Origin of the sequence: Actinoplanes sp. HUAS TT8, assembly GCF_051380535.1 — a bacterium.
Classification (GTDB): domain Bacteria; phylum Actinomycetota; class Actinomycetes; order Mycobacteriales; family Micromonosporaceae; genus Actinoplanes.
The window spans coordinates 7,177,152-7,189,113 of sequence record NZ_CP195646.1 but is presented as its reverse complement, the minus strand read 5'-3'; the positions used below and the strand labels follow the sequence as shown (position 1 = coordinate 7,189,113).

At 70.0% G+C, this 11,962-nt stretch carries 9 protein-coding genes; 6 read left to right on the top strand and 3 right to left on the bottom strand.

The window, feature by feature from the left end:
- Positions 1-166: 166 nt before the first annotated feature.
- Positions 167-817 (bottom strand): HAD family hydrolase, encoded by a 651-nt coding sequence (locus ACSHV8_RS31730; RefSeq protein WP_436521706.1) that lies wholly within the window; start codon positions 815-817, stop codon positions 167-169.
- A 154-nt stretch (positions 818-971) separates the two neighbouring features.
- Here ACSHV8_RS31730 and ACSHV8_RS31725 point away from each other — a divergent pair, with 154 nt between their 5' ends.
- Together ACSHV8_RS31725 and ACSHV8_RS31720 are read left to right on the top strand one after the other, a co-directional pair.
- Complete coding sequence (locus ACSHV8_RS31725) at positions 972-1,550, top strand: TetR/AcrR family transcriptional regulator (protein ID WP_436521704.1); 579 nt, start codon at positions 972-974, stop codon at positions 1,548-1,550.
- 357 nt (positions 1,551-1,907) lie between these two features.
- A complete protein-coding gene (locus ACSHV8_RS31720; RefSeq protein ID WP_436521702.1) occupies positions 1,908-2,825 on the top strand; it encodes a serine protein kinase RIO in 918 nt (305 codons plus the stop codon).
- 176 nt (positions 2,826-3,001) lie between these two features.
- Here ACSHV8_RS31720 and ACSHV8_RS31715 read toward each other — a convergent pair whose 3' ends face one another.
- Complete coding sequence (locus tag ACSHV8_RS31715) at positions 3,002-3,247, bottom strand: DUF2630 family protein (RefSeq protein WP_436521700.1); 246 nt, start codon at positions 3,245-3,247, stop codon at positions 3,002-3,004.
- A gap of 75 nt (positions 3,248-3,322) precedes the next feature.
- On the opposite strand from ACSHV8_RS31715, the gene ACSHV8_RS31710 reads away from it, so the two are divergent.
- Positions 3,323-3,688 carry a hypothetical protein gene (locus tag ACSHV8_RS31710; protein ID WP_436521698.1) on the top strand — a complete coding sequence of 122 codons (366 nt, stop codon included), beginning with the start codon at positions 3,323-3,325 and terminating at the stop codon, positions 3,686-3,688.
- 23 nt (positions 3,689-3,711) lie between these two features.
- Positions 3,712-4,533: a hypothetical protein gene (locus tag ACSHV8_RS31705; RefSeq protein ID WP_436521696.1), complete on the top strand. Its 822-nt coding sequence runs from the start codon at positions 3,712-3,714 to the stop codon at positions 4,531-4,533.
- 778 nt (positions 4,534-5,311) lie between these two features.
- Here the strand turns inward: ACSHV8_RS31705 and acnA are convergent.
- Positions 5,312-8,086: an aconitate hydratase AcnA gene (acnA, locus tag ACSHV8_RS31700; protein WP_436521694.1), complete on the bottom strand. Its 2,775-nt coding sequence runs from the start codon at positions 8,084-8,086 to the stop codon at positions 5,312-5,314.
- Positions 8,087-8,302: 216 nt separating this feature from the next.
- Between acnA and ACSHV8_RS31695 the strand changes: the two genes are divergently transcribed.
- Both ACSHV8_RS31695 and pulA read left to right on the top strand, forming a co-directional pair.
- A complete protein-coding gene (locus tag ACSHV8_RS31695) occupies positions 8,303-8,692 on the top strand; it encodes a hypothetical protein (protein ID WP_436521692.1) in 390 nt (129 codons plus the stop codon).
- A 31-nt stretch (positions 8,693-8,723) separates the two neighbouring features.
- Positions 8,724-11,888 carry a pullulanase-type alpha-1,6-glucosidase gene (pulA, locus tag ACSHV8_RS31690; RefSeq protein WP_436521690.1) on the top strand — a complete coding sequence of 1,055 codons (3,165 nt, stop codon included), beginning with the start codon at positions 8,724-8,726 and terminating at the stop codon, positions 11,886-11,888.
- The last annotated feature ends 74 nt before the right edge of the window (positions 11,889-11,962 follow it).

Genomic DNA, 11,962 nt, shown 5'->3' with positions numbered 1-11,962 from the left:
CGGCCGGGTGCAACCCGTTCACCGGCGGTCGGGCAGCGTCGTCGGCGGTGAATCGCCGCACGACGGCATTCGCGTCCGCCGTTGTCCGATGTCGATCGACCAGAACGGCCGGGCCGGGTCGGCGCGGCTTGTCGCCGTACGCGCGAATGAAGTTGATCTTTGAGGGTCAGGCTCGGGTGGACATGATCGCGGAGAGGCCCTGGATGACGTTGCCGACGACGCGGGTCGGCGCGAAGCGCGTGTCCATCCACTCGCGGCCGCGGTGCAGCCAGACGCTGGGCAGGCCGAGCGCGGCGGCGCCGCCGATGTCGGCCTCCGGGCTGTCGCCGACGACCCAGGCCCCGGCGAGGCGCATCCGGACGCGCTGGGCGGCGAGGGCGAAGATGCGCGGGTTGGGCTTGCTCACGCCGGCTTGCTCGGAAATCACCCAATCGGCGACATAACGGTCCAGGCCTGTACGCCGGATGCGTCCTTCCGATTGCTCGGCGGCGCCGTTCGTGACGACGACCGGGATGAGGCCGGCGTCGGCGGCGATCTCGAGCGCGCAGCCCACCATCGGATCGAGCCGCTCGAATGCCTGAGGCCCCTCGTGGAGCTCGTCCACGAGATCGATGGCCGGCACTCGTAGCTGGTAGCGGTCCCGGATCTGGTCAGCGAGATCCCACCGCGAGGTCAGGCCGTCGGCGTCCACGGCGACCAGCCAGTCAAGATCATCTTGTGATGCGCCGATCTCGTCGAGGAAACCCTTAGCCCACAACCGATACGCACCGCTGCGGTCGAGCAGGGTGTCGTCCAGGGCGAGGAAGACTAGAGGCACCCGGGCACCTTACGTGAGCAGCGCCCGAAGCGAACAGTCCAGGACTGTAAACAAAGAGCTGAAAGCTTGACGTAATTCGCATCATCCGATCGTGGCTTAAAAAGCCGTACGTACGGATTGCAAGCGGCCGGGGCCCCGTGACACGATCAGTTGTGTGCCCAGAGTAAGCCAGGACCAGCTAGACGCCCGTCGCCACGAGATCCTCTCGGCGGCCCGCGGCTGCTTCGCCCGCTACGGCTACGAGGGCGCCACCGTCCGCCGCCTCGAAGAGGCCACCGGCATGTCCCGCGGCGCGATTTTCCACCATTTTCGCGACAAGGAATCCCTCTTCCTCGCCGTCGCCGAAGATGACGCCGCCACCATGGTCGAGACCGTCGCCCGCAACGGCCTCGTCCAGGTGATGCGTGACCTGCTCGACCGCGCCGGCACCAGCGACGGCGACACCGCCGGCTGGCTCGGCACCCAACTCGAAGTCTCCCACCGCCTGCGCACCGACCCGGCCTTCGCCAAACGCTGGGCCGAACGCTCCGCCGCCATCGCCGACGCGACCCGCGACCGGTTGCAGCGCCAGCGGGACGCCGGGGTGCTGCGGCAGGACGTGCCGGTGGAGGTTCTGACGCAGTTCCTTGAGCTGGCGTATGACGGGTTGGTGCTGCATCTGGCCACCGGGCGGCCGCCGGGGGATCTGGTGCGGGTGCTCGACCTGGTCGAGGACGCTGTCCGCCGCCACTGACCTGGCCGCCGTCGGGGGCACTGTTCACCAGCACCTCTGGCTGTCGCTGCGTTTTGCTGTCCGCGCCCTCGCCGCTGCTGGTGTCTGCTGCCGCGGCCCGCAGGATGTCGGCTGCCGGCTCGACGCCGAGAAGCCCCTCGGACAGAGAGGCCTCGAAGAGTCGGCACAGCCCCCGATAAATCGGTTGCGCAGGCCCGCGCCCCTGCGACAGAGTCGTCCCCGCGCCGTCAACAGGCGCACTGTCCGGCCGAATCAGGCCGGCTCGGAGAGAGAAGGAGGTGGCCACCAGATGGCTGTCGTTGTGATGCCCGCTGTTCCGGCTTCCCCGAAAACTTCTTTCTCCGAGGAGAACCTCCAGTGCGTGAGCACGACGCTTTTGGCCCGGCGACCATGCGCCGCGGCCGTCGTAAGTTCGATGATGACGAGTCCGATTTTCTGAAGCGTGGGCGGCTCGAACCCGCCCTCCACGAGGATCCCGACCTGCCCGAGGTCGGCGATCGATGGTCCAGCTGGGACGGCGCCCTGCACGGCCCGGATCCGCGACCGGACTGGGTGCGGGCCGAGCACGGTGCGGTCGACTCCGAGCTGGGTGTGCTGAAGACCGGCAAGGAAGCGGACGTCTTCCTGGTCCGGCGGTGGCTTCCGGCGACCGGGCAGGTCAGCATGCTGGCCGCCAAACGGTACCGGGACGGCGAGCACCGCATGTTCCACCGGGACGCCGGCTATCTCGAGGGCCGCCGCGTGCGCCGGTCCCGTGAGATGCGGGCGATGACGAACCGGACGTCGTTCGGCAAGGAGCTGATCGCCGGGCAGTGGGCGGCCGCCGAGTTCGACGCGCTCGGGCGACTGTGGCAGATCGGCCAGGAGAGTGGGCTGGTCTGTGTGCCGTACCCGGTGCAGCTGATCGGCACCGAGGTGATGCTGGAGTTCATCGGTGACTGGGAGACCGGGGAGGCCGCGCCGCGGCTGGCCCAGGTGCGGTCCGGCGCCGACGAGCTCGAAGACCTGTGGCGGCAGATGACCGACGCGCTGTCGGTGCTGGCCCGGGCCCAGGTGGCGCACGGTGACCTGTCGCCGTACAACACGCTGGTGCACGACGGGCGGCTGGTCCTGATCGACCTGCCGCAGATCGTGGACGTGGTGGCGAATCCGCGCGGCGCCGAGTTCATCGCGCGGGACGTCAACAATGTGGCGGCCTGGTTCCGGGCACGAGGGTTGCCGATCGAGGCCGACGAGCTGATCGACCGGCTGCTGTTCGAGGCGGGCCTGCGATGAGCGCGCGCCCACGCCCCGGCCCGCGGCCCATCCCGACCCGGACGTCCCGGATCGTCGGCTGCCGCCGCCCACGCGACACCCGGCCCGCGGGTCGCTGAGTCGAGTCCGGCCGGGCTGGTGGAGGGCGGGGAGACTCGGTGCGCGGCCGCCGTTCGAGGGCGGCGGCCGCGACCGGGTCACTGCAGGTAGTTCTCCACCTCGCTGACGCTGTGCGCCTGCTCGGTGTCGGGGTTGTTGCCGAACTCGCGGGCCGCCCGCCGGCGACGCAGCAGGTCCCAGCACTGGTCGAGGGCCTCTTCGAGGTCCTTGAGGCGGGCGTGCTCCTCGGTGGAGGAAATCTTGCCCTGCCCCAGCTGCTGCCGCAGCTCGTGTTCCTCCTCGACCAGGCCGTTGATGCGGTTCAGCACACTGTTGTCATCCATCCCCGAAGCCTATTCACCTCGGCGGCGAACGCGGAGGACCCCCTCACGTGTCCGATGTCGCATTAGGGTGGCCGGGTGCTCGACATCCCCGAGGCTCTGCGGCCGGCTGTTCATGACATCAACACCGCTTCTCCCGTACGGGTGGTGCGGGTCGAGTCCACGCCGCCCGGGGCGGATGAGTGCTGGCTGCAGATCGTCGGCACGATCGGGCTCATCGGGATCGCCCCGGGCCACAACGTGGCCGGCGCGACCGACCAACTGCACGACTGGGTGCTGGAGTGCCTGCCCGAGCTGGGCTTCCCGGCGGTCTGGCCGGAGTGCCCCGAACACCCGGCCACCCATCCGCTGTCGGCCGGTGCGGTGCACGGCGAACCGGTGTGGATCTGCCCGCGTACGCAGACCGTCCATGCGCGAATCGGTCAGCTGGCCGGCGGAGTTTGATCAGTGTCTCTAGATTCGTCGTCGTGGCTACGGGATGGTTGCGGCGGCTGAGACAGGTGACCGGGGACGGCTCCGGTCCGGGCCAGCGGGCCCTGCAAGCGCTCGACGAGGCGGAACGCGCCCACGAAGCGGGGGATCCGGCGACCGCGGAACGTCTCGGTGCCGCGGCGGTCGCCGAGCTGCGGGCGCTGGGCGCGCGGGTTCCCGAGCCGTTGCTGGCCCGGGCGCTGCTTGACCGGTCCGCCTACCTGCAGGAGTTGTCGCGTCCGGCCGAGGCTGTGGAGACCGCCGAGGAGGCGGTCACGCTGGCCCGGTCCGAACCCGGCCGGGCGCAATCCCTGGTGGTCGCGCTGACCACTTCGGCCATCCGCTTGCTGGACGCGGACCGGCCGGCCGACGCGGCGGAGGCGGCCCGTGAGGCGCTGACGATCAGTGAAGTCCGTCCCGATCCCGCGCTGGCCCGCCTGCTGACCGATCTCGCGGCCGCTCTCAGCCGGGCCGGCCACCCCGAGCACGCCCTGGCCCAGAGCGAACGCGCGGTCACCATGTGGCGAACCCTGTCGGCCCGCGCGCAAGAACCCGGACGCGCCGTGGCCCCTGGCAGCGAGTGGGGACGCGCGCTCAGTGATCACGCCGGGCTGCTCTACGCGGCCGGGCGCTGGGCGGACGCGATCGAGTACAGCGCCGAGGCCGTCGCCTACTGGGGCGGCCACGCGCAGTCGCAGCCCGACCGGCTGGCCCTGGCGTTGACCGACCACGCGACCATGCTTCGGCGAGTCGGCCGCGACGAGGAAGCGCTGGCCGCCGCCGCCGAAGCCGAAGCCCTGACCGCCCCACAGCCGTAATCCCCAGCCGAGCAACCCAAGCCGGCAGTGAGGGCTCCTCGGAGGGCGTCCTCACAGCCCTGAGCGCCAGCCGAACGCTCCGAGCTGGCGGTGATGGCTGTAACGAGGGCCCGGCGCAGCCGTGGGCGCCAGCTGAGCGGCGTGGGCTGGTGGTGAGGGCTGCAACGAGGGCCCGGCGCAGCCGTGGGTGCCAGCTGAGCGGCGTGAGCTGGTGGTGGGGGCTGTAACGGGGGCTCGGCGCAGCCGTGGGCGCCAGCTGAGTGGCGTGGGCTGGTGGTGGGGGCTGTGACGGGGCTTGGTGCAGCCCTGAGTGCCAGCTGGGGGGGAGTGGGGGCGGGGAGGGTGGGTTTGTTGCTTTGAGCGCAACCACCTGACCACGTCGCCCTGGAGGGGTTCGCGTTTTGGGCGCGCCAGCGCCCTGCGAAGCCCGGAAGGGTCCCCGCGGGAGCGACGGTCTGGACCACGGCGGACATAGGCAATGAAGAATTTGATCTTGGAAGTGAGCTCGGTCGTCGGGGCGCGGAACTCTGCGTTGCCCTGCGGAACGCGGAACGCGGAAAGCAGAGGGCGGAAAGCAGAGGGCGGAAAGCAGAAGGCGGAAAGCGGACGGAAAGCAGAGGGCGGAAAGCGGAAGGCGGAAAGCGGAAAGCGGAGGGTGGACGGCGGAGGGTGGACGGCGGAGGGGCTGGCGCGGGAGGGCGGGAATGGCTCTGGAGTGCGGAAACGCCCCGCCTCCCGAGGGGAAGCGGGGCGTCTCACACGGCGCCTGGGCCGGAGGTCAGCTGCGGAGCATCTTGCGGAGGACGTACTGCAGGATGCCGCCGTTGCGGTAGTAGTCGGCCTCGCCGGGCGTGTCGATGCGGACGACCGCGTCGAACTCCAGGCCGGTGTCGGTGGTGACCTTGACAGTGCGCGGGGTGGTGCCGTTGTTGAGCTCGGTGACGCCGGTGAACGAGAACGTCTCGGTGCCGGTGAGGCCGAGCGACTCGGCGTTCTGCCCCTGCGGGAACTGCAGCGGGAGCACGCCCATGCCGATCAGGTTGGAGCGGTGGATGCGCTCGTAGCTCTCGGCGATGACGGCGCGGACGCCGAGGAGCATGGTGCCCTTGGCCGCCCAGTCGCGGGAGGAACCGGAACCGTACTCCTTGCCGGCCAGGATGACCAGCGGGACGCCGGCTTCCTGGTAGGCGACCGACGCGTCGAAGATCGTGGTCTGCTCGCCGGTCAGGTGGTTGACCGTGAAGCCGCCCTCGACGTCGTTGAGGAGCTGGTTGCGCAGGCGGATGTTGGCGAACGTGCCGCGGATCATGACCTCGTGGTTGCCGCGGCGCGAGCCGTAGCTGTTGAACTCGGCGCGCGGGACGCCGTGCTCGGCGAGGTACTTGCCGGCCGGGGAGTCGGCCTTGATCGAGCTGGCCGGGGAGATGTGGTCGGTGGTGACCGAGTCGCCCAGCTTGGCCAGGACGCGGGCGCCGGCGATGTCGTTGACCGGGCTCGGTTCGGCCTGCATGCCCTCGAAGTAGGGGGGCTTGCGGACGTAGGTGGAGTCGTCGGCCCAGGCGAACGTGTTGCCGGTCGGGGTGGGCAGCGACTGCCACTGCTCGTCGCCGGCGAAGACGTCCTGGTACGCGGTGGCGAAGCCCTCGGCGCCGATCGCCTGGGAGATGACGTCGTCGATCTCCTTGGCCGACGGCCAGATGTCGTTCAGGTAGACCGGCTGGCCGTCGGACCCGGTGCCGAGCGGCTCGGTCGTGATGTCGATGTCCATGGAGCCGGCCAGCGCGTACGCCACGACCAGGGGCGGGGACGCCAGGTAGTTCATCTTGACGTCCGGGTTGATCCGGCCCTCGAAGTTTCGGTTGCCGGAGAGCACCGAGACCGCGGTGAGGTCGGCCTCGTTGATCGCCGCCGAGACCTCCTCGGGCAGCGGGCCGGAGTTGCCGATGCACGTCGTGCAGCCGTAGCCGACCAGGTTGAAACCGATCTTGTCCAGGTACGGCGTCAGGCCGGACCGGTCGTAGTAGTCGGAGACGACCTTGGAGCCGGGGGCGAGGGTGGTCTTGACCCACGGCTTGCGGGTCAGGCCCTTCTCCACGGCCTTCTTGGCCAGCAGGGCGGCACCGATCATGACCTGCGGGTTGGACGTGTTGGTGCAGGACGTGATGGCGGCGATGACGACCGCGCCGTGGTCCAGCTCGTACTCGACGCCGTCGTCGCCCTTGACCAGGGTGGGCTTCGAGGTGCGGCCGTTCGCGCCCTTGGCGGCGCTGGCGAACGGCTTGTCCGCGTCGTCGTCGACACCGTTGGCCGGCGAGTCGGAGGCGGGGAACGACTCCTCGCTGGCCTCGTCGGCGTGACCGTGCGGCGCCGCGTAGTTCGGCAGCACGTTGCGGAAGCCCTGCTTGGCCTCGCTCAGCAGCACGCGGTCCTGCGGGCGCTTCGGGCCGGCCAGGGACGGGACGATCGTCGCGAGGTCGAGCTCCAGCTTCTCGCTGTAGTCCGGCTCGGCGTTCGGGTCGAGCCAGAGGCCCTGCCGCTTCGCGTACGCCTCGACCAGGTTGATCTCGGCCTCGGTGCGGCCGGTCAGCTTGAGGTAGTCGATGGTCTGGTCGTCGATCGGGAAGATCGCGACGGTCGACCCGTACTCCGGCGACATGTTGCCGATGGTGGCCCGGTTGGCCAGCGGCACGGCGCTCACGCCGGGGCCGTAGAACTCGACGAACTTGCTGACCACACCGTGCTTGCGCAGCATCTCGGTGATGGTCAGGACCAGGTCGGTGGCGGTGGTGCCGGCCGGCGCCTCGCCGGACAGCTTGAAGCCGACGACGCGCGGGATCAGCATGCTGACCGGCTGGCCGAGCATGGCGGCCTCGGCCTCGATGCCGCCGACGCCCCAGCCGAGCACGCCCAGGCCGTTGACCATGGTGGTGTGCGAGTCGGTGCCGACGACGGTGTCCGGGTACGCCTGGCCGTTGCGCTCCATGATCGTGCGGGCCAGGTACTCGATGTTGACCTGGTGCACGATGCCGGTGCCGGGCGGGACGACCTTGAACTCGTTGAACGCGGTCTGGCCCCAGCGCAGGAACTGGTAGCGCTCCCGGTTGCGCTGGTACTCCAGCTCGACGTTGCGCTGGAAGGCGTCCTCGCGGCCGAACAGGTCGGCGATGACCGAGTGGTCGATGACCAGCTCGGCCGGGGCCAGGGGGTTGACCTTGGTCGGGTCGCCGCCCAGGTCCTTGACGGCCTCGCGCATGGTGGCCAGGTCGACCACGCAGGGGACACCGGTGAAGTCCTGCATCAGCACCCGTGCCGGGGTGAACTGAATCTCCACGCTGGGGTCGGCGTTCTGGTCCCAGCTGCCGAGCGCGTTGATGTGGTCGGCGGTGATGTTCGCGCCGTCCTCAGTACGCAGCAGGTTCTCCAGGAGGATCTTCAAGGAGTAGGGCAGGCGATCGTGCCCCTTCACCTTGTCGATCGTGAAAATCTCGTAGCTCGCGTCTCCGACGCGCAGCTCGCTCTTCGCACCAAAGGTGTCGAGGCTGGCCACCGTCATCTCCTTCACACCCAGCGACTGGAAGTCAAGTCTTTCGCACCGAAAGGGCGACCTTCGGGTTAGGTCGGCCTAACTCTCGGTTGTGCCGTATGAGGTAAACCGTACGTCCGTCTTGCTAGCCATCGCAAGGCGGGGTCCACGTGCCGATCCTCCCAGCCCGGCCCGGTGCACCGGGCACGGGTTTAAGGGTGTCGATCGGCGGGAAACCCCGCGCGCATGACGACCCAGGCGGATCTGGACCAGCTCACCGACTTCTTCGGGCGCTACGGAGCGGCTCTCACCACCGGTGACGTGGCCGTCATCGCCGGGTGTCACGCCCTGCCCGGGATGGTGGTGGCCGACTCGTACAGCTTCACGTTCAGTTCGCCGGCGGCGGTGGCGCTGTCGTTTCTGGGGGCGGCTCCCACGTACCGGGATCAGCGGATCGTCGCGGCCCACGCGCAACTGCACCACGTGCAGCGGCTCTCGACCGCCCTGTCGATGGTCGAGGTCGAGTGGGAATACCTGGACAGCGCCGGTGGGGCGGTGCCCGGCGAGCGCTATCGCTACCTGATCCGGACCGGCGCCGACGGGCCGCTGATCACGACGGTGATCGCTTCCCGCTGAAAACGTCGTATCCCGGTGCGACGATGTTGCGGTGTCGTGGCTGATCGTTCACTACCAGCGTCCTGACGCCGACTACGCGGGGTGGAGGCTCCACGCGTGGGGGGATGTCGTTCCCGGTCCTGACGTGGCGTTCGCCGGGGAGGACGGGTTCGGGCGTTTCGCCTGGGTGCGGCTCGCGCCCGGGGCCGCTTCGGTGAGTTTTGTGGTGGTCCACGAGTCGGGCGCCAAGGACGTCGACGTCGACCGCGACGTCGACGTCCGGAAAAATACGGACATCTGGCTGCAAGCGGGTGACCGTCGCATCGATCTTTCGCCACCGGCCGCCGTCGAGCCATCAGTTGATGAGGCCGTGATCCATTACCGGCGACCCGACGGGGACTACGACGGGTGGGGACTGCACTGCTGGGAGGGCGTTCCTTCCAAGATCAAAACATTATGGCGTACGCCGTTGATGCCCACCTCGTTCGACGCGTTCGGCGCGGTGTTCCGGGTCCCGCTCCGGCCGGACGCCGTCGGCCTGAGGTTCGTGCTGCACCGCGGCGAGGAGAAGGACCTCCCCGACGACCAGCGGCTCGACCTGACCGTCACCCGGGAGCTCTGGGTGCTCGCCGGCACGGTCGATCCGATCCGCCCCGACCTGGGCACCCTCGGCCCGGAGCTCGACCCGGCCCGCTCGCTTGCCGTCTTCCTGGACCGCACCACGATCGCCCTGCCCGAGTGGCTGGCCGGCCGTGCCGCCACGTTCGAGCTGCTCAGCGGCAAGACCGCGCGACCGCTCACGCCCCGGCCGGGCGGCCTGTTCCAGGCCCAGAGCCGCCGGTTCCCGCACCTGCGGGCGTACCGGGCGTATGCCCTCCGCGAGCTGGACGACGCCGAGCTGGCCGAGCTGCTGCGTGACCGGCTGCTCGTCGAGGGCCGGTCGACCACCGGCGAGGTCACCGCGCGGACCGGTGTGCAGATCGCCGGCGTGCTCGACGATCTGTACCTGGAGGCGGCCGACGCCGACCTCGGGCTGACCCTGGACGTGGACCAGCCGCGGCTCGCGGTGTGGGCGCCGACCGCGCGGGACGTGCGGCTGGAGCTCTACCGCGACCCGCAGTCCGAGCCGCGGCTGCTGCCGATGGACCGCGACGAGCTCAACGGCGTGTGGTCGATCCCGGTCAAACGCAAGTGGCTCGGGCGCTACTACCGGTATCGGGTGGAGGTCTGGCAGCCGGCCGCGCAACGGATCGTGACGACGAGCGTGACCGATCCGTACTCGGTGTCGCTGGCCGCCGACTCCACCCACAGCCAGCTCGTCGATCTCTTCGAGGACCCGGAACTGGCCCCGCCCGGCTGGGCCGACCTGGAGAAACCGGCCGCCGTGCCGGCCGCGCGCATGCAGATCGCCGAGGTCTCGGTCCGGGACTTCTCGATCGCCGACGGCACGGTTCCGGCCGCCGAACGCGGGACGTTCCAGGCCTTCGCCCGGCCCGGCTCGGACGGGATGCGGCACCTGCGCTCGCTCGCCGAGGCCGGGCTCAGCCACGTGCACCTGCTGCCGGTCAACGACTTCGCGACCGTGCCCGACCGCCGCGCCGACCAGGCCCAGCCCGCCTGTGACCTGGCGAGCTTCCCGCCTGACTCGCCCGAGCAGCAGCACGCCGTGATGGCCGTGGCCGACCAGGACGGCTACAACTGGGGCTACGACCCGTGGCACTGGACGACGCCCGAGGGCAGCTACAGCACCGACCCGGCCGGCCCGGCCCGGATCCGGGAGATGCGAGCCGCGGTGGCCGGGCTGAACCGGGCCGGGCTGCGCGTGGTGCTCGACGTCGTCTACAACCACACGATGGGCGACGGGCTCGACCGGTTCAGCGTGCTCGACCGGATCGTGCCCGGCTACTACCACCGGCTGTTGGCCGACGGCAGCACCGCGGAGTCGACCTGCTGCCCGAACACCGCGCCCGAGAACATGATGATGGGCAAGCTGGTCATCGATTCGCTGGTGACGCTGGCCAAGGCGTACAAAATCGACGGTTTTCGGTTTGATCTGATGGGTCACCACCCGCGGTCGAACATCCTGGAGACGCGCCTGGCCCTCGACCATCGCGTGGAGCACGGGCGCGACATCTGCCTGTACGGCGAGGGGTGGAACTTCGGCGAGGTCGCCTACGACGCCCGGTTCGCGCAGGCCACGCAGGTCAACATGGCCGGCACCGGGATCGGCTCGTTCAACGACCGGATGCGCGACGCGGCCCGCGGCGGCGGCGCGTTCGGCGACGACCCGGGCGTGCCCGGATTCGCCACCGGGCTCGGGTCACGGACGCCCGGCGCCTTCCACGACCTGATCAAAGTCGGTCTGGCGGGCGGTCTGGCGACGTACCGGTTCGTGAACCACGACGGGGTCGAGCGGGGCGGGGCGCAGGTCGACTACAACGGCTCGCCGTGTGGGTATGCCGCCTCGCCGGGCGAGACGATCAACTACGTCGACGCGCACGACAACGAGATCCTGTACGACGCGATGGCCTTCAAACTGCCGGTCACCACCCGCGCGGTGGATCGCGCCCGGATGCAGGTGCTCGCGCTGGCGCTGGTCGTGCTCGGGCAGGGGGCCGGGTTCGTGGCGCTGGGGAGCGAGCGGTTGCGGTCGAAGTCGCTCGATCGGAACTCGTTCAACTCGGGGGACTGGTTCAACCAGATCCGGTGGGATCCGGGCCAGGGGAACGGGTTCGGCGTCGGCCTGCCGCCCTACGCCGACAACGCCGACAAATGGGATTTCGCGCGGCCGTTGCTGGCCGACCCGGCGCTCGTGCCCAGCGCCGAGGTGATCAACCTGGCCGCGTCGCGGTACCGGGAACTGCTGCGGATCCGCCGCTCGTCACCGGTCTTCGGGCTCCCCACCGCCGACGAGGTGCAGCGGCGGCTGACGTTCCCGCTCGGCGGGCCCGGCGAGACACCCGGGGTGATCGTGATGTGCCTGGACGGGACCGGCCTGGACGAACGCTGGCGGCGCATCGTGGTCGTGTTCAACGCCACCGACGAACCGACCTGCCAGGTGGTGCCCGAGGAAGGGACGCTGCGACTGCACCCGGAACTGACCGCCTCGGTGGATCCGCTGCTGCGGGGCGCCTCGGCGGTGACCAACCTCGACGGCGCCGAACTGACCGTCCCGGCCCGTCAGGTCGCCGTCTTCGTGGCCGGCCTCTCGGGATGACCGCCGCCGTAGCCCGGACCGACCTACGCGTTCTCCTCCCGGCCGAGCGGAACGCCGTGATCGTCAAGCCCTGG

What these genes read in the sequence shown, in the direction of transcription:
- acnA (WP_436521694.1), bottom strand. Translation starts at nt 8,086, where the DNA reads ATGACGGTGGCCAGCCTCGACACCTTTGGTGCGAAGAGCGAGCTGCGC.
- ACSHV8_RS31695 (WP_436521692.1), top strand. Translation starts at nt 8,303, where the DNA reads ATGACGACCCAGGCGGATCTGGACCAGCTCACCGACTTCTTCGGGCGC.
- ACSHV8_RS31715 (WP_436521700.1), bottom strand. Translation starts at nt 3,247, where the DNA reads ATGGATGACAACAGTGTGCTGAACCGCATCAACGGCCTGGTCGAGGAG.